At 37.4% G+C, this 19357-nt stretch carries 13 protein-coding genes and 1 pseudogene; all 14 read right to left on the bottom strand.

Annotated elements, in window-relative coordinates; genetic code table 11:
* Positions 1–79 precede the first annotated feature (79 nt).
* Positions 80–310: pseudogene (locus tag WMO41_RS16115) on the bottom strand (cell filamentation protein Fic); the annotation flags it as partial.
* A 216-nt stretch (positions 311–526) separates the two neighbouring features.
* Positions 527–1036, bottom strand: a complete 510-nt coding sequence (locus tag WMO41_RS13295; RefSeq protein WP_349230173.1) for a cysteine hydrolase family protein — start codon at positions 1034–1036, stop codon at positions 527–529.
* A 91-nt stretch (positions 1037–1127) separates the two neighbouring features.
* Positions 1128–3254, bottom strand: coding sequence for an ATP-dependent helicase (locus WMO41_RS13290; protein WP_349230172.1), 2127 nt, complete (start codon positions 3252–3254; stop codon positions 1128–1130).
* A 187-nt stretch (positions 3255–3441) separates the two neighbouring features.
* Entirely contained in the window at positions 3442–3576 is a 135-nt protein-coding gene (locus tag WMO41_RS13285; RefSeq protein WP_349230171.1) for a hypothetical protein, read from the bottom strand.
* Between the two features lie 24 nt (positions 3577–3600).
* Positions 3601–6081 carry a DEAD/DEAH box helicase family protein gene (locus WMO41_RS13280; protein WP_349230170.1) on the bottom strand — a complete coding sequence of 827 codons (2481 nt, stop codon included), beginning with the start codon at positions 6079–6081 and terminating at the stop codon, positions 3601–3603.
* Positions 6051–6638: a class I SAM-dependent methyltransferase gene (locus WMO41_RS13275; protein WP_349230169.1), complete on the bottom strand. Its 588-nt coding sequence runs from the start codon at positions 6636–6638 to the stop codon at positions 6051–6053. The genes WMO41_RS13280 and WMO41_RS13275 overlap by 31 nt, the downstream gene beginning before the upstream one ends.
* A 149-nt stretch (positions 6639–6787) precedes the next feature.
* Positions 6788–8824, bottom strand: a complete 2037-nt coding sequence (locus WMO41_RS13270) for a hypothetical protein (protein ID WP_349230168.1) — start codon at positions 8822–8824, stop codon at positions 6788–6790.
* Position 8825: 1 nt separating this feature from the next.
* On the bottom strand, positions 8826–11456 hold the full coding sequence (locus WMO41_RS13265) for an ATP-binding protein (RefSeq protein ID WP_349230167.1): 2631 nt from the start codon (positions 11454–11456) through the stop codon (positions 8826–8828).
* A gap of 15 nt (positions 11457–11471) precedes the next feature.
* The gene (locus WMO41_RS13260; RefSeq protein WP_349230166.1) at positions 11472–12575 is read right to left on the bottom strand and encodes a DNA cytosine methyltransferase; all 1104 of its coding nucleotides are present in this window, start codon (positions 12573–12575) and stop codon (positions 11472–11474) included.
* 199 nt (positions 12576–12774) lie between these two features.
* Positions 12775–12900: a hypothetical protein gene (locus WMO41_RS13255; RefSeq protein ID WP_349230165.1), complete on the bottom strand. Its 126-nt coding sequence runs from the start codon at positions 12898–12900 to the stop codon at positions 12775–12777.
* Between the two features lie 173 nt (positions 12901–13073).
* On the bottom strand, positions 13074–13514 hold the full coding sequence (locus WMO41_RS13250; protein ID WP_349230164.1) for a very short patch repair endonuclease: 441 nt from the start codon (positions 13512–13514) through the stop codon (positions 13074–13076).
* 215 nt (positions 13515–13729) lie between these two features.
* Complete coding sequence (locus tag WMO41_RS13245; RefSeq protein WP_349230163.1) at positions 13730–16993, bottom strand: N-6 DNA methylase; 3264 nt, start codon at positions 16991–16993, stop codon at positions 13730–13732.
* A complete protein-coding gene (locus tag WMO41_RS13240; protein ID WP_349230162.1) occupies positions 16983–18044 on the bottom strand; it encodes a DNA cytosine methyltransferase in 1062 nt (353 codons plus the stop codon). The genes WMO41_RS13245 and WMO41_RS13240 overlap by 11 nt, the downstream gene beginning before the upstream one ends.
* The gene (locus tag WMO41_RS13235; RefSeq protein ID WP_349230161.1) at positions 18045–19355 is read right to left on the bottom strand and encodes a DNA cytosine methyltransferase; all 1311 of its coding nucleotides are present in this window, start codon (positions 19353–19355) and stop codon (positions 18045–18047) included.
* Positions 19356–19357 lie beyond the last annotated feature (2 nt).

Here is a 19357-nt window from a genome sequence, read left to right as displayed (position 1 = left end):
CACTGCTTTTTTATTTGAGAAAGAAAAAGCTGCGCAACAACCTTGGCAGGCCGTCGCGCAGCGACTTAGTTCAATTTGTGATTCCACCGGAGCATCCACTTTCCTTCTGCTCTTGCAGAATATCCAACAGAGTAATCTGTTTATCTTTCCTTTTATTGGTACGCTCCGGTTTTTCTGCATTTTCCGGAATGTTCCATGTCTTGCCGGCAAGAAACGCACCGTTCATACGCCCTTGGGCACAGTAATTTCTAACACTGCGCTCTGACACATCCCACTTTTTCGCTATTTCAGTAACTGAAAGATATCGCATCTATGATCCTCCGTCATAAAATCTATCAAAAACTACGTTAATCTATTACATAGTATACCATATCATCAGCAAAAACACCAATAATGTTCAAACCGGATCACTGTACTTTTTGCCGACATAGGAAATACTGCTTCTGGATATAAAAAGCCGGGCTCCAGCGAAAATGAAGCCCGGCAAGGTATTATTCATATACGATTTCTTTCAGCACAAATTCTTCTACTCGCCCCACACATCAATCTGGCAGCTCTTCATTGTCTCCAGCGCAGCCTCATGTTTTTCCGGTGTAACCCCTGCACAACAGCCTGCATCTACCGAAATTACCGCCTCTGGATACATGGCTTTCAAAATCAAAGCATTGGAAACCACGCAGATGTCGGTACATACACCCACAAGCTCTATTTCATCATGCTCACCAAATCCACCCCAGTTAAGCCATCCAAAGGTCGGTTTATCTATGTATTCACAACCTTCCATTTCCAGTTCCGGTATAATCTGCCAACCATCTGTGCCTTTGATACAATGTATTACCGGAAGTTTTTTTCCTTCCGCTGTATCCAGATAATTTTCTTCATGTGTGTCCCTGGTAAAAATGATCCGATCTCCGCGATCCGCATATTCTTTGATTTTAGCCTGCACATTAGGAACAATGGCCCGTGCTTCTTTGCTTCCAAGAGATCCTGTCACAAAATCATTCTGCATATCGATTACAATTAATACTCTGCTCATATTTTTTCCTCCAGTTTTATTATATTGAGAACTTCTTGAAAATTTCTTTTCTATGGTGATGATATTCGTCTAAAATAGATAGCGTATCTGATCACAGCTTCAGCATTCCGCTTTCAGCCAGTGCCCTGGCCTGAAATGACTTTGTACCTTCTTCAAAAGCAATCCGAATTTTTCCTTTTGGCATTCCTGTGATCACGCCTTCTCCAAAGCGTTTATGCTCCACGACCATACCAACTCCAAGCTGCTCCAGAAATGCCTGATACGCTGTATCGGAAATTGTTTTCGGCTGTTCACGTTTTATTTTGAGCTGGTTCACTGTAGCTGCTCTCTTTGGTATTTCCATTGGCTTTTTTAGAACCTTCCGACCAAATAATTCATCACAAAAATCTGAACTTTGCGGCTTCATGGTAAATACATTCAGCTGATTTTTTGCTCTCGTAATCCCTACATAAAATAAACGGCGTTCTTCCTCATAGCTTTCCAGTTCTTCCTTGGCGGCCGTTCTGGGATTTTGTAAAACCTGATCCGGCAAAATTCCATCAATCACATCCAGCAGATACACCGTATCGTACTCCAGTCCCTTGCTGGCATGAATCGTGGACAAAATAAACGGGCAGCTGTAGTCCGGCGGCTTCTCCTTTATGATCTGCTGCAGCTCACTCAGACGCTCCACCAGACGGATTGGTGACTCCTCCAATGCCGCAAGAATCCTTAAAGTATCCAGTTTGTTATCCTTAATCTCATTTCTGGTCAGGTAATCCTGATATCCCATGTACTGAACAATCCGGTAAATTGCCCGGCCAGCCGGTTCCTCCAGCAAATGCTTCATATGTGTCTGGATGGCGCTGATGCTTCCTTTTACATAACCATCCAGATCTCCGTACTGAAGGGCTGCCTCCCAGACGGACAATTTCTGCTTTCTGCTGATATCCGCGATTTTGTGAGCATCCTGTTTGCGCAGATACGTCCCAAGCTTATAATAAACCTGCAAAAACAAATCCGTATTCTGCGGATCAGCCGCCAGCTTTATGATATTGCTGATATCCATCACAACCCGGTTCGTAAAAAATGTCATGTCCGCATTGCGCATCCGATATGGAATTCTGTTTCGTTCCAGAAGATCAATCAACGGAAGAGCGCATTCATGATCCCGGTAAAGAACTGCAGTCTGGTTTGTGCACCCCGCTGCCACCTTCAAAAGATACGAATACTGCGCTTTTCTGTTCGCAACCGAAACCTCCCTCAGATCCCTCTGCTTTGACCTTGACGGACGCATATGTTTTTCATGACGCAACGTGTTTTTCTGGATAAAGCAATCCGCGGCCTGAACAATGTTCGCATCGGAGCGGAAATTTTCTTCCATCAGAAGAACCTTTGCCCCAGGATGATGCTGCTCAAACTCAAGCAGCGCCTCCGGATAAGCTGCACGGAATCCGTAAATACTCTGGTCCTCATCTCCTACCATAAAAAGATTTTCCGTTCTGGATGCCAGCAGCGCAATGATCGCATGCTGGATTTTGGAAGTGTCCTGGGCCTCATCCACACAGATATACGGATACTGATCCTGAAAATACTCTAACAGCCACGGAATTTTTCGCAGCATGTTGTAGGCATAAACCATCTGATCATCGTAATCCATCAGCTGATTTTCCCGCAAATGACTGCAATATTCTTTGTAAATCGCAGAAATCTGAATCTCCGCCGTCTCATCCAACGCCTCAATTTCTTTCTCATCCAGCATCCGGTTTTTTATGTACGTGATCAGGGTCCGGACATTCTTCAGATCGCCTTCCGTCGGATAAACCCGCTCCGTTTTCTGATAGATTGCAGACAAAATCGCGGAAATCCGTTTCTCATCCGTGAGAAGCGAAAAAGCAGTCCGCCCCGTTTTCCGTCCATAATACTGAATCACTCTGGCGCAAATTCCGTTAATGGTACGAAACTCCAGGCGGTCTGCCAGATCCTGCCCAAACCGACTTGCAAAACGCTCCGACATATCTTTTGTCGCCGCCACCGTGTACGTTACCGTCAGAATTTTCTCCGGAGCAATCCCCCTGCAAAAGATCATATAGCCCAGGCGTGTAACCAGTACCGTCGTTTTTCCTGATCCCGGAACCGCAAGAAGAAGCACTTGGCCAGTCACACTCTGCACGGCACTTTGCTGCTGTTCATTCAGTTGTAAGGAAAATTGATTGTAAAATTCTGACCAGGTTAACATGATTTGATACCATACCTCTCAATCTTATCATACTTAAGCTTCAAATAATGCAACCAGCTCAGATAAAACTTTCTGCCGGTGCCAACCGTTGGAAGATTTTCGAATTGGTCAGACAGTGTCTGACTGATTTTATCTTGCCAATGAGCGCATTTCCTTATCTGTTAAATAATTTTTCGCAATGCTGACATCACTTTTTACAATTTTTCCTTCTGGTGCTGCCGCCCATTTCAATACTATCCTGCTGCTCTCCAACTGATGCAACATAAGTAAGATATTCTGCCGCACTGGAACGGATAGTGATTTCATTTTTCTTCTTTGTCAATCTAAATACCTCCTGCCAACAAGCCTATCTCGTCTCCCGATACCTCCTCCGATAATAATCCATCGCACGATATTCTATAATATCCTTCATCTGCTCTTTCAACGCCTCATTCTTAACCCAGCTCTGCAACTCGCTTCTCAGGGAAATCACATAGCCACTCTTCTCCTCAAAAAATCCTTTTCCTGATTCCAGAAGGAAATGAACAGGCATCGAAATGATTTTCTTTAAATGATCTTTATCCGACATTGCTTTATATTTTTCATAGGTTATCTGCTTGTCCAGATCTTTCCAGTTTCGGTTCTGGTCGAAGAACTGTTTCCAGGCTTGCAGCAATTGCGGAGCAGTCAAGTCTGTCTGGATATCACCGTCATTGTAAAATGCCATCAAAACAGGCATTTTATAGACCTTGGTCATGCTCGTCGTTTCCAGAACATTTAAGAATTCCCTTGCAATGCCCTGCAGCAACTCATTTTCCATTTCCGTAGTCTCACCCAATGCATGCAAGAAACCAAGATAATCCCTGAAAATATTGTCTTTCGTATGCGACATGGCAAGCTGATAGACATCATCGTCCATGTAGGTAAATAAATCCATGCGGGAAGGTCTTCTTCCCAGCTTTTCTTTTACCTGGAAATATTCCACCCGGATCTGATCCCGGATTCTCAGCTGTTTTTTGTCCATCTCCGCAAACAGATCAATCAGCCGCATATCGAAATCGATCAGACAGTCATCCGGGATGCCCTCCCGGTCCGATGGGCGGTATGACATTGCCGTGAAACCGACATTTCCGGTGAGGAATCTTCTCACATTTCCTGCCTTCTCATAGTTCCCGATAAAATCCAGCACAGTCAGATATTCCTTGCCGGCGCTGCGTCTTAAGCCCCTGCCAAGCTGCTGCAGAAATACAATCGGCGATTCCGTTGGCCGCAAAAACAGGACCATGTCCACGGATGGAATGTCCACACCTTCGTTAAACATATCCACCGAAAAAATCACCCGGATTTCGCCGGACTTCAGCTTTTCAATTGCTGCATTTCGCTCCTCTGCATACGCTCCGGGCGCACCGCTGTAAACCGCAGCCGATGGAATTCCTCTTTTGCTGAATTCCATTGCCATTTCTTCCGCATGTTCCCTGGTGGAGCAAAAGCCCAATGCTCTTTTCGATCCGTACTTATTGTAATATTTGTAAATCAGTTCATGCCGATGGACATTTCCCAGATACGTTTCATTCAATTCCTTTTCCGTATAATGGCCCTTTACCACATGCAATTTGGAATAATCGGTATCATCGTAAATGCCATAATAGCGGAACGGCACCAGCATTCCCTTGTTAATCGCCTCTCCCAATGAAATTTCATAAGGCACATTATAATCGCATATTTCGTATATATTGCGGCCATCCATCCGCTCCGGCGTGGCAGTCAGGCCCAACAGGAACTTCGGCTTAAAATAATTCACGATCTGAAGATACTGATTGTTTACTGCGTGATGGAATTCATCAATGACAATATAATCGAAATAATCTTTCGGAAAATACTTTTCTGTCAAATATTCGCTCTGCCCCAGTGTAGAGACAGACGCAAATATCACCGACTTGCCGGTCGTTTTTTCTTTTCCATGGAAAAATCCATAATCATCCGAATTTCTGACATTCCGGAAAGAAACCGCTGCCTGATTCAGAATCTCCTCCCGGTGCGCCACAAACAACACGTTCTGGTAATTCCTGGAATCAAAAGCCGCCAGATATGTTTTTCCAACACCCGTAGCCGCCTGGACAATTCCCCGCGAAGCACCCTCTGCCCTGCTGTTTTCCAGCGCACAAAGCGCTTCAATCTGTGCTCCCCGCGGCTCAAACAGAAGTCTAACCTTTGTATCTTCCTCTTCTTCCACATTGTCATAACGATCCAGATCTTTGGAAGCCGCAGGCCTGTGCCAGGTTTTCGAATACCGCTTTAATTCTTTATCATCAATCACAATGGAATGATTCTGGAACAAATCTTCAAATGTACAATAAAATTTCTCGTAATTTTCAGGATCCCGGTGGCTGCTGAACCGGTAATTCCACTCAATCCCGGATGTCAGAGCACTGCGGGAAATATTGGAAGAACCTATGTAAATCTCGCTGTGATCTGCATAATGAAAGATATAAGATTTTGGATGAAAAGACCGATTCTTTTCATTATAAAACCGCAGATCCACAAGCTCTCCCAGCTCATGTTTAATCAGATACAAGGCCGATGGCTGCGTAATGCCAAGATAATTTCCAGTCAAAATGCGGACCTTCGCTCCGCGCTTCATAGCCTTTTTCAGTTCTTCCAAAAGCATTTTCACACCGGATTCCATCAAAAAAGATACGATGATATCGATGCGCTCCGCCTTGCGCATGCTGTGGATCAGCTGATAATACAAATACCTTCTTTTATCCCGGTCACCCGTCATGACATCGGTGTCATATTCTTCTAAAACCACACTATCTAATGTTTTCGCAGCATTACATTCAGCCATTTTTCCTCGCCTCTTCCAGGTCTTACATCCGTTGTAATCCAGTATGTTTCCATCCTGATTTTCTCCAGATCCTTTATGAAATCCGTAAATGTTTCCATCGTAAAATCAGTAAAATATCTACCGTTGCGCTCGCCCTCAAAATCTCCATATTTGAACGATGTGTAGATAATTCCATCATCACGCAGCGCATCCGCCATCTTCAATAATACAACGTGCAATTCGTTCTTCGGAAGATGCAAAATCGAAGAACAGGCCCAGATTCCATCATACAGATTCTGTGCATCCAAATCCTGAAACAGCATATTCTGAACCTGAATTCCAGTAAATTCACTGGCATACCGGCACATCTCTTCCGATCCATCCACCGCAGTTACCTGAAGACCGGATTCTAAGAAATACTTTGTATCCCGACCAGAGCCACAGCCAAAATCAAGGACTTTAGGGCCGTTTAAGGCGTGGATGAACTTGTCCTGGACTGGTTTGAAATTTACGGATACGGTGGTGGAGATGAAGGATTGGGCGTGGTGGTTGTAGTAGTCTAGGGTTTTATTTTTCATATCTTGCATATTGCTGATCATACCATTTCCTTCCCCAAATACCATTACTTAATAACACACTTTTCATAAGTCATTAACATTTACCTGTTTCAAAATTCTATATTCCATCACTACTTATTATCAAATGCCATATCCTACCACCAATAGAATTACTTTCTTATTTCCAAAGACATTTTCCCCTTTTTTCTTTTTGTGATAATTAGTGTCTTTCCTGTACTCAGTTGAAATTGCTTATCATATGGAGAAACTATTTTATCCAAATATATATTTTCTGTCTTATCATTTAATTCGCCATTCTCATTGTCGATATCTTTTAACAAAACATTAATATTCTCTGTTTTAATTATCCACACAAGTTTCCTAGAATCTTTTCTATTAATTGTTCTGTCAGGAGAAAGCATATATGTAATATTAATCTTTTTATTTTCATCCCCTTCTACTTCAACAATTCCTTCTTGTAACCTTGACATGTTAATTGTATTAAACGGATGTCTTCCCCTGTACTCCAAATACATTTTATATAAAAATAATGTATACGGGCTCCTCAATCTCCCAAGACGTCTAATCGGATATTTCAGCGTATTATTCTCAATTATATTATACTCATGCAATTTTATTATTCGCGGGGATTGATTACTATTTAACATTATTTCCAATGATTCACCAGAGGCGTTTTTTAATTTTTCGATTGCGCTAAAATAATTTTGTAAATCCGTATAAAGATCCATATAATAATCTGGCATAATCATTTTTTCATCATTTAACTTTTGTTCCAAATTAATCTTACATTCTCCCGCTTCATTAAATTGACATAAATTTAAAATTTGATTATCAATATATTTTCTTGAAGTATATTTTATCTCCAATGTTCTTGTCTGATTATTATCTTTTGGGAAATTCGATATTCTTATATTCTGTCTATTCTGTTCTACTTCTTTCCCAATATCAATTTGACAAACCGCCTCCGCTTCTACTAATTCACTAATTCCATTTTTTACAGGGCGCTCCGGACTATACATCATATCACAATCTTGACCTAGTAAAATATATATTTTTTCATCGATTCCTTTTTCATTAACAATAAATATATCTCCTGAAGCAATCGGTTCACTATAACGATTAACATTTAAATCAAAAGCTTCGAATATGTCAATTTTTTTCAAATCTGTGTGAGTTTCCATCTCCCTTTCATCTAATAAATTAATTAATTTTGTGAACCTTAACATTTTATACAATTCTTGGTTCTCACTTAGTTTCCAGTCAAATATTAATTTTATCCATTCAGTAATTACCTGATAATTTGTAATGCCTTCCGTCGAGGCCATATTAGACAAATAAAATGCGATATTTCTATTTTTTACAGCATTTTCAAACGCTTCTTTCAATGTTTCCACATATGTATATTCTAATTTTTTTAAAATATAACTATATCCACTGCATACAATCGCAGATTGTAGTTTAGATGGTTCTTCTTTCTTTACAAGTTCAAAATATACATTATTATCTATGTTTCCGTCATCAATTGTTGAACTAAAAATCGCTCCAATTACAAAACGGTCATTATCTTTTCCGTTTTCCTTTATCACATTTATTATCTCTTTTGCACATTCATTCTGTCCAAGCTGATTATCAACAATACAAACAACCAATTGTGGTTTTTTCCTACACAAATAATCTCGAAATCTTTTTAGATCCTTTGATGAAAATTCAGTAAATACTCTAAAATCTTTCCATTCGACATCATTAAAAATGTACTGCGTGAAAATATTTTCAAATATTTGAGGATAATTTGATCCTATCCCAAAATATTTTAATATTTGTTCAACCGCCTTAGGAATAACTTTAATTTCAATTCTATTATATACCTCTTCGAAAGATTTAAATTTTTCCTTCAACATAGGAATCTGAAAAGCACTTTCAATATCATTTTCAACAATATTCTGAATATCTTCTCTCGTAAGTTCTATTTCAGATAAACTACTTATGATCCCCTGAAACAAATTATAGAATTGCCCATCAACCTGCTCTATCTCTTCAAGCATCTCTTTTTGCGCATTTTTATTTTGTCGCATTAATGAGTATATAATCGACTTTTTATTATGATCAAAATAAAAATCATCTTCAAAAAACACAATACTATCTTGCTGTATTAATGAAAACAACAGATTATAATCTATACCTTCCATTTTAATTCTCCTGTGTATTTAATGTAATGCGAAATTTATATCTATTTCCATATTCATTTCTATCATCTGTAAGCTCAATGTCTGCTGAAAATGAACGTAATAATTGCTGCACTATATACAATCCCATTCCTCTCCCGGTATGGTTTTCTTTTCCTGACTCTAGTGGTTGAAACAGTATATCCTCCATTGCTCTAATTACCCCTGTTCCCGTATCATATACTAGTATCTCATTTGGATCATTGGATTCGATTACAATACAATCCTTGCCTTCATAATGATAATATCCATCCGAAATTGAATATTTTCTTCTTCTATCTATCCAATACAATGAATTGGATATCAAATTATAAAAAACATGTACTAAAACACCTTTTGGAACAAACCATATTAAATCATCCGTTGTGCATATAATCTCTATTTCTTCTCTATCAATTTCATCTATATTCTTATGAATATCATCAATTAATTGCTTAATATTTTGATTTTCAAATTCATCATAACTTCCTCTTTTAATAAATGTCTTTTCAACAAAATTATATAAATCTGCTACCTCTTCCATCTTGTCAGCTATCGCATAATAGCTCTTTTTAATCGGTTGTACATCATGATTAATCACAAACACTTTTTGACTATCCATCAGCTCTTTTTTCAAATTATCAAAATGTGGTTGCATATTATCCATATTACTAGTCCGACAAACAGAGTCTAACTCATGAGTAATTGTTTCAGTAATAAGGCCATTCGCCATTAATTTAAAATTATTATATGCATCAACTTCTACTGCTTTTAATTGTTCGTCTGCTTCCTCCAATAATTGCACTGCTTGTTTTTGGTTCTTTTTTTCTTCCACTAAATGATCAAAAATATCTTTTATTATAGACCGAAGTTCTTCTACCTCTTTTTTAGAAAACCTTTTACTATCCTCGTCATCAGAAGTTTCCTTCATTATATCTATAGCCCTTTTTATCTTTTTTTCTGCAACAACTCCTTTTTTTAATGATTTAATTAATTCTTGATTTTGCTTTTTTATATTTTTTTCTGTATTTATAAAAAGCAAACCTTGTTCTTCCAAAATCACACGCAATATATTGGTCGCAGATCTATTTAATTCATAAAACAAACTATTAAAAACAATATCTGTCAAATTTTTAAATGAATTTGATACTTTGTTTTCTTTTATATCAAGCCTAGAACTAATTTCCTGAATATACTCTTGATCGTCATCATGTACAGATACATAACCAATAATATTTGCTAAATCAAATCTATAATACTGCTGCCCCTTTGTCCTATACTGCTGCAATTTTAACCAGTCATTCTCCTGATTCCCCAAAAAACCAATTCTATAATTTCCCCGATAAAGCTTTACCCCATTATTTAGCTTCAAGAAATTACTCATTATTCCTAATGTGAATTCAGATTTTCCTACTCTTTTTCGTTCTTCATTTACAGACTCAATAATTATATCTTTACCAATTTTTCTTCCTTGCTTAAATGAGTAAACCTTTCCTTTAATTGGTAATATCAATTTTAATTGCTCTATTACAGAGTCTGCAAGATGTGAGACATATTCTTCTCGCGTGTTTCTCTCAGCTATACTATTTTTATAAACATTATCGAAATATCTGATCAATAATTGTTTTATTCCACTTCCTTTTTCTTTCCGTATCAATACATTATTTATTCTCTTACTATTTTCTTTTAATAAACCTAAATAAAATTGATGTTCCTTTTTTAATTTTTTAAATGCTTCATCCTTTACAGCAACTTTGTGTATTCTTTCAATATACCAGGGGGTTATTTCCATAGAATAATCCAGTTTTAATTCACTACCAGACCAATCTAGCTTGAATGAATGAACACTCTCTGACAAATCGAGTAATTCTTTCGGAAAATCGATGTCTGCTTCTTTCCCATTATAAAAAAAAGATATTTTTTTTGATGTTTCCTCAAATGGAGACATTAAAAAATTAATTGCACTTTTAAGCTGGGCATTTACTAATACCGTCCCAAATGTATCTATATTTAATTCTAATTGATCCGGAGTTTCCAGAAAATCATATAAATTAACATTAAATATCCATAATCTAGTATAATTAGGAAATGTTTTTTCTATCTTCCTATATGGAAGTAAGGCCTCATCATCTTCATTTTCCATAAGTAACTTTCCATTCCAATCGATAAATGTAGTACTTGCAAATGGCTCCTCTGATGATGCTGTTTCTATTAACAAATAGTTCCCCAAATGTTGTGCGGCGAGTCTTCCAATACCCTTTTCGCCAAACATCATTCCACTTTCATCTTTTTTTAAATCTGTACCAATTGTCAAGAATCCTTTATCTAATTCTTGTGTATTCATTCCCTTTCCCTTATCCTCAATGACACAAACAGGAAATTCCCAAATTTCTTTAGGTATGCTATCTTCAATTTGTGGATTATAATTAACCAAAAACTCTCCGCAATTCTTTTTTATCTCATTCATATTATCTGCAACATGAATTCTGATTTCAGCTGATTTTGCATCTATAGAATTTTTCAATAATTCTGTTAGTGCAACGTCAGATGCTGTTATTAAATCTTTACCTAAATGCTGAATTACCCTTCTACTAATTTTAAATTCCTTATACTCCATATTTCCACCTTCTCTTTATATCTGAAAAAATTCACATATTGTTTTTGCCAATTCATATGACATAAGGTATGGCACACCATTTCCAATCATCTTAAACTTATCTGTAAGAGCTAAATCAGATGGCAATTCAAACCATTTTGGTAAAGACTGTATTGCCATCGCTTCAGCAACTGTTAAACGTCTACTTCTGTATGGATGCAAGTGTACCTCATTATTCCCATACGCTGCTGTCGGTGAATATCTCCACCTATGCAACCGTTTAAATGACTTTCTGCTAACATCCCCCTCTTCTACATTTCGTATTCGATCTTGTCCATTTCTAACCTTAAATTTATCTTTACAATTCGCATGTTTATAAACATTATTTTTTCTAAACCAATACTCCACTGTTAATTCAATTGGGACATTATACCTAAATTTCCGCTTACTATACTGTATATATCTCTGCGTAGTAGGCCAATTCATATCTTTTACATTCTTTATATTATATCTTTTGTGCATTCCCCAAGGAAAATAAAATGTATTATTTACATAAATTAACCTTTTAGACAGAGCCGAAAAACAATTAACTCCTATCAATATTACTCTTTCTCTATCCTGCGGAACACCAAATTCCAAGGCATTCAGTAATGCCTCTGAAAGAACATAATTATTTCTTTGTAAATTGCCCTTTAACTCATCAAAATATTTCCTGTGCCGTTCCGTTCGTATCAAACCTTTTACATTCTCAAACAAGAAAAAATCCGGTTTATAATAATTAATAACATCTATATAGCTTTTAGCCAATTTTCCATTTTCCCCATCTCTCCCACGATTCTTTCCGGCAACTGAGAAATCCGGACAAGGTGGACCTCCAATAAAACCTATTAATTCTCCATCTTCCTTTAAATCTTGAATTTGTTTTTCAATTTTATGTTTTAAAGGCGCTTTCATGAAATCATTTATATCCCCCGCATAATAACTTGAAAATGAAATGTTATTTTTTTGTTTTTTTCTGGCATATTGATATGCCTTCATAAAAAGCTCCTCATATTCATTTACAAAAACAATTTCAAATCCGGCCTCTTGAAAACCCAAATCCAACATGCCCACACCGGAGAAGAAAGAAAATATTACCATTGATTACCTCATTTCCTGCCTTTATCTGAATTATCCATAACTACGCCACAAAATTTAGCATATGTGCGGTTATCGGAACTATGCAAACTTTTATGTCTCAACTGAAAGTGAATAAACATACATCTAATTTGTCAATTACATAAAATCAAAATTGACTTCGACTGACTCTTTTACTATACAAACCTTTTTATTTTATCATTCAACCAACACCGTTCATACATATTTCAATGAGTAGATGCAGCAAACCTTTTTGATTTTTATTATCTCCACTTCTTATTGTTGCAGATAATAATTGATGGCTTTTCACTTTAAATACAATCATCATCTATCAGTTGTATATTCTATAATCATACCATATCTTAAAAAAAATATCTCTCGAATCATACAATTCATTCAATGTAAATTGAATCAAAATCACTATTATATGTTTGATTTTTCTTCATATTATAAGATGCCCAGCAGTTTGCAGTTCAAACCACCAGGCATCTTTATATTCCACTAATCTTCACATTCATCAAGCTTCATATCAAAAATAACTTCTTCGATTACTTTGATACACTCATCCGTATTTTTCATGATATCATTTCCCCAGAAACGAATTACCGTCCATCCCATAAAAAGTAATTTTTTATTTACTTCATCATCACGTTCTCGATTTCCAGATATCTTCTTAATCCAAAATTCACTATTTTTACCTTTTTCGAGACGTGGCTTAAGCACCTCCCAATCCTTTCCATGAAAAAACTCACTATCACAAAAAATTGCAATTTTATACTTGGTCAATACTACATCCGGTTTGCCAGGAAGTCCTTTATAATTTTTTCTATACCCAAATCCTTTTTGTCGCAATGCTTTTCGTAGCAATACTTCAATCTTTGTATCCTTAGATTTGATGTGTTGCATATTCTTTTTACGTTGATCTGGTGTAAGTACATCCATAAAATCCTCCTGCAGCAGCATTCTTATGTCTATATGTCTTCCATCCCTTTTAGAACTATATGAAATTCAAGCTAAGCATCATAATAATAATCGTCTTCACAAATGAAAAATCCGATAGAAAGTCCCAAAACCCTTCAACATAAAATACAAGACCATAAATAGTATATCTTTTCATAACAATCTTTATATTTTCAGGTTGATATTAATAGTTTAAATCATTCCCCACTGTTGTAATTCAAAAGCGGAATATCTCCATCCACAATACCATGAACTACTTCATCAATTTCCGCTACATATCTCATCTGAGTAGCGATTATATTGAAAAGATCAAGGAGGGCTTTCAAATCCTCAGCCAAAAATTCACAGTGAGTAAAGCGATACGAATGAAATTTAATCCAACAATCTTTTACAACATTATACCCTGCTACAGTAAATTTTTGAATTGCCAAAGGGCAATAGACACGTATTTCTGTTCCACTCACCTCATCACGGAGTATAAACTGTTCATTTTCTTCATCATAAGGATTTTTAGATGCAGCCCGACTATGTTCAAGCCGAAATCCTTTTGGCAACTGAGAAATGATATTATCATAATCATATTTTAAAATATTTTCAATCTTTACATCGTTTTTTTCCAAATCTGCTAACTTTTCTCCCATACCAGAAAGTTTTAAATAAACAGCTGCATTATCTACTACCGGAATACGAGCACGACTCGCAGATTGATTAACAACGAAAAGTGCACCATAAAACTCTTCCAAATAAACTTGTGAACAAAAAACAGCATAAGAATAAAAAACCATCTTTTTAGCACATTGTTTTGCAGACAGCCCCGTCATCTTGGAAATGTGTTCAATAATATCCGGATGTAGGTTGTTTACAATTTCATTAGTCCGCGTGTTTGGTATATATTGATTCAGATATATGTGTCCATCGCCTCTGCGACTCAAATCATTATCTGGAAAGTACCAGCAGAACGAGGTAAATTGACCGAGAGATTCCGCGAGATCTTTCGGTGCATGTGCCAGTGCAAATCCAACAGTATCTTCTGAACTATAGACCGCTTTAATTTCTGGCCTAATCCTTGCGCCACCGCCACCAACACCCGCTTGATAATCAAAAATCTTCTCCCACAATAAAGCATTAGAATTCACAAATGGTCTAAATGAGCACGGCCGAATATTTTCACTCAAAATTCCATCCAGTTCTTGTCTTGTATTGCATGTTCTTAATGCATCTTGAAACGCTGTGATTTTTTCATCAACAACATTTTTATCTTGTCTACCAATCCATTCTCTTGCTTTCTGTATACCGCCACTACTTATTTCCCTGCTTCGCCGTTTCAACATAGGCTGCTTAACATGCGTAAGCAACGCTGTTGGTGCCATCTTTGCTCCGGAACACTGATTTAAGAAAACTGCTCTATTGCCATGTTCACTACTTATCGGCCAAAATTGAGAGTATAATGTTTCGTTAAATGGCTTAGACGGCATAAATGAATACATTGCATCCGATATATTGAAACTTTCAAAGGAATCCATAATGTTATTTATATCCATTTCAAGCATTTCAAGTTTCCGCGCTCGTCTCTCACGAGAAATATCAAGAAAATTTATTTTTCTAATAGATATTACTTCCCCAAATTTTCTCGTCAGCAAAATAACCGCGCGTCCCTGCATGGTACAAAACAAACTATCTCCTCTGATTCCGGTGCGAGCATCAGTATCAACAGCAACAACCCAAATATTTGAAAAATGCTCAGTTAAGTATTTTCTAGCATACTTATATGATTCTGCCTCCAAGAATGACAGAGGTACAACCATTGCAAGAACCGAATGATTCTCTGAAGCAAGCAATTTATCACAACTCCATCTCAGGAACTGCATAAAAGGATTATTAATCTGTTTTTGAATATTCTGCCGTCCATGACGCTTTTCGATCGGAGGGCGAAAATCCTCCATCAAATTAATGATTTGTGAAAAATCTTTCGTTGTATTATTACGAGTAGAATCTGAACACGGTGGATTACTGATTATTAATTTTATTGGCAGAGAAGATAACTCTTTGGCCCGCATTAGTTCTTTTCCCTCAATCGAAGATACATTGGCTTTTTCATTAAAAAGGCAATTGCAAAGCGTATTTGCAAGTAAAATATTTGTCTCCAAATTTTTGCGTGCATACTGGCGCCCAACAACAGCCATTCGATAATTTGCTAGCATATACGGAGCCGGTAAAATCTCAAATCCACATAACTTATAAGCACCATCACCAGGGTCATAGGACACAACTCGCTCTAAAAATGATCCCGTTCCACAGCAAGGGTCTATGATAGTATTACCAGAATCATAAATGGATGCGCCCCCAAAATGATCCGTAACAATTCGATTTGTCAATCTCACGATAAAATCAGCTAAAGCCTTTGGTGTGTAATAAGCACCATAATCAAATCTCGACTGCCGATCAAATTTAGTAAGAAATAACTCAAACAGCCTGTGATAATCCGGATTCATCAGTTGATTATCTGTCATTTCTACAAAAGATAAGAAGGCTATGCATTCATCTACCCATTGACCAATAAATGTATCACTTCCAGAATGATCACGCAAATAAACCATTAGATTACGAAAAGGAAGAAGTGCCTCTCCTTCAACTATATCATTAAACGCATATTTTCGAATTTTCTCTGCTTTCTGAATCGGGGTATCACTACTTGTACAAAGAACCCGCTGTGCATACAACAGGCAAAACATAACAACCTGTGCAGTAAAATCTGCAAATACTGCTCCTGTTCTTAATGCAGGGTCATTGTGATTATATACCAATTTCTTAAGCCCATTTAAAAGATTAATAACCTGACGCTCCGCATCATTGAGTGCTTCATCGACAGACAAATCCGCATGTGCAAGAATATCATCTGACAAATTTCTGGTGCGAATTGCCACAAGTTCTACAAGCTTTTCCTCATCAATATGCTGTGGTGTTGGATTGGCGAAAAACTGCTCCATATAGAACTTGAACAATGGATTTACAGTTAATCCGGACCAATCTTCCACTCCCATTTTATTTTTCTCAATAATAGAAATCACAACGAGTGTATCATTAAAGCAAAAAACATAATCAATGCCATCTGTAATGATAAGTTTATGACGTAAAGACATGTATCGAGCAATCTGATTCTTGTATGGGGTTATATCAAATGGCTCCGCAGATGGTCCTTTTGCCTCTATATATCCGTATACACCTAATGACACGTTGTCTTGTACCATCCAATCAGGTCTACCCATTTTTCCTTGATTCTTCGGTTCTAAAATGATATCAAAAGACACTTTCGGATTTAAATTATGTGCTATTTGCTTAAACATATTATGCATTGGAACTCGAAAAGAAAGTTCTGCCGTATGTTGACCACCATGCATCGCAGCATTAAATTCTCGTTGATAAGCTCTAAGATAATTTTTAATATTTGCATCAAATGTCACCTACATTCACCGCCTTTTCATAACAAGTAATAATACTGCGCCCGATTTGCTCAGCTAAAACAGGAGGTACAGCATTCCCTATTTGTCGTGCAACATCCACTTTATTTCCAGTAAAAATAAAATCCATCGGAAATGTCTGCAGTAAGGCCCCCTCTCTTAGTGAAATACTCCTAGGCTGATCTGGATGACCAAATTTTCCACGTGTAAAACTATCAAACCGAGCAGTTATTGTTGGAGCCACTTCATCCCAAGCCATTCTGCCATAAACATTACGATAACCAATTATTGAACTATTAACCTTATGGCAATCCGCACGCAACTCAAATGGAAGATCATCTCTACCTTGACCTTCTTTTAAAGCATTTATTCGCTTTAAGTTTAATTCAGATAGTTTGTCCCGTCTATGCCATGAAATACCCGGATAATCAGTTCCATCTACTGGTGGTTCCGGCAATTTCCCAATTGTATCTCGAACGGTTATTCTTGCATCAGACACTTTTGGATACTCATAAAATGAATGTATATCTTGACGCTCTCCAATGATAATATATCTCTTTCTCCGTTGAGGCACTCCATATTCCTGAGCATCCACAAGTTTAACATGCACGATATACCCGATTGCCTCAGCACTTCTTATTAATTCTTCAAGGATTGTCTTTCCTCGTTTTCCACCGAGTCCCGAAACATTTTCCATTACAAAATAGCATGGATAAAGTTCATTAATAAGCTTACCATATTTCAAAACAAGATCGTTTCTCGGATCAAGATCACTGCCTCTTCGCTGGACAGAAAACCCCTGACAAGGTGGTCCACCTGCAAGTAGAAACAACTCCCCACGTTTCAAACCGCATTTTTTCAAAAGCTTGCCACTAAGCATATCTGCTATATCTGCAACTTCGGCCGGATGATGGAAATACTGATTATTTGCTTTTATAGTATTGATACATAATTGATCAATATCGAAACTTAATAGTATTTTATATCCAGCCTTTTCTAATCCGAATCCCAGACCTCCAGCACCACAAAAGCTGTCAATACATGTATATTCCATTTATCTTCCTGCCTTTTTTCTAGTTTTTATTCCTGCAATAACGCTAGAATAAGAACTACTCACAGGTTCAACAATGGAACTTGGACTACTACTAATTTCTTCTTCTGTTGGTATTGCCGATAAAAGTTCAATAAGAACATTCGCTGCAACTGCTGATGAAAGCATTGGAGGCACAGCCTCTCCAATTTGCCTATATATATCATCAGATTTTCCAGTAAATACAAAACCATCTGGAAAACTTTGAAGAATCGCAGCCTCTCGTGCTGTCAAACCTCGATCCTGCTCCGGGTGAATATATCTTCCACTTGCAGGATTTCTAGCATAATGTGTTATTGTAATTGATGGCCGATCCCAATATAACCGTCCATAAACATCAGAAAAGCCCTTAGTTTTATTCAAACACTCAGGTCCAACACCTGCAGGCCGGTTGCCGCCATCATGAGGCACCTGACGAATAATATCTATTGTACTTTGCTTATGCGCTGCACTTTTATGCATTGGGTCATTTGACGCTGCCACCCCAGCTGACACCACTGGCAAATGTGAAATGGCATCACGAACCGTTCTATACTCTCCGGGCTGCAAATATCCTTCTGGCAAAACGAACTCTTTTTTCATCCCCATAATAATAGAGCGAAAACGTTCTTGCGGTACTCCAAAAGATGCTGCATTAAAGATGCTTGCTCTAACTATGTAACCATTCTCTTCATATATTTTTTTTGCAGAGGAAAAATATTTCCAATATCTCTGCGAAAGAAATTCTGGAACATTTTCCATTATAATAACTTCCGGCTGAAGTTTTTTCACGATTTCAGCAAAAGCCATAATTAAACTGTTTCTTATATCGTCTTCTTCATGCCAATGCTTTTTTCTATGAGAAGAAAAGCCTTGGCATGGAGCACAGCCAATCAATACTGTCGGTGCCCCTGGATCATAACCAATTTTTGTAAGACACGCCTCCAATGCCCCATCCTCATAAGCTAGTTTTGTTATATCTTCATGGATCAACGGAGTGCCATAATTGTAACTATAAGTGGTTGCCGAAACTTTATTTATATCACATCCACCCAACATTTTGAACGCAGGCAAAATAGAGTTTACTGCTGCAAACCCAAGAGAAGTTCCTCCTGCACCGCAGAAAAAATCAATTAACTGTATTGGATTATTAGCAAATGTATTTGGCGATACAGGCGAAAAAGAAGTCAAAGATTTCTGAATCATTTTGATAAAATCTCTTTTTTCCCCCCTTAAATCCATGCATCCCCACTTACTTTTATCAGCAAGAACATCCATTATCAAAGAGATTTTCATCG

It is taken from the genome of Ventrimonas faecis (assembly GCF_040096075.1).
Classification (GTDB): Bacteria; Bacillota; Clostridia; order Lachnospirales; family Lachnospiraceae; genus Brotaphodocola; species Brotaphodocola faecis.
The sequence above is the reverse complement of the archived record's forward strand: the minus strand, read 5'-3'. Positions and strand labels throughout refer to the sequence as shown.

Bases quoted from the DNA above. Each gene is read 5' to 3' on its own strand.
- WMO41_RS13295 (WP_349230173.1), bottom strand. From the start codon at position 1,036: ATGAGCAGAGTATTAATTGTAATCGATATGCAGAATGATTTTGTGACA.
- WMO41_RS13290 (WP_349230172.1), bottom strand. From the start codon at position 3,254: ATGTTAACCTGGTCAGAATTTTACAATCAATTTTCCTTACAACTGAAT.
- WMO41_RS13280 (WP_349230170.1), bottom strand. From the start codon at position 6,081: ATGGCTGAATGTAATGCTGCGAAAACATTAGATAGTGTGGTTTTAGAA.
- WMO41_RS13275 (WP_349230169.1), bottom strand. From the start codon at position 6,638: ATGAAAAATAAAACCCTAGACTACTACAACCACCACGCCCAATCCTTC.
- WMO41_RS13270 (WP_349230168.1), bottom strand. From the start codon at position 8,824: ATGGAAGGTATAGATTATAATCTGTTGTTTTCATTAATACAGCAAGAT.
- WMO41_RS13265 (WP_349230167.1), bottom strand. From the start codon at position 11,456: ATGGAGTATAAGGAATTTAAAATTAGTAGAAGGGTAATTCAGCATTTA.
- WMO41_RS13260 (WP_349230166.1), bottom strand. From the start codon at position 12,575: ATGGTAATATTTTCTTTCTTCTCCGGTGTGGGCATGTTGGATTTGGGT.
- WMO41_RS13255 (WP_349230165.1), bottom strand. From the start codon at position 12,900: ATGATGATTGTATTTAAAGTGAAAAGCCATCAATTATTATCTGCAACA.
- WMO41_RS13250 (WP_349230164.1), bottom strand. From the start codon at position 13,514: ATGGATGTACTTACACCAGATCAACGTAAAAAGAATATGCAACACATC.
- WMO41_RS13240 (WP_349230162.1), bottom strand. From the start codon at position 18,044: ATGGAATATACATGTATTGACAGCTTTTGTGGTGCTGGAGGTCTGGGA.
- WMO41_RS13235 (WP_349230161.1), bottom strand. From the start codon at position 19,355: ATGAAAATCTCTTTGATAATGGATGTTCTTGCTGATAAAAGTAAGTGG.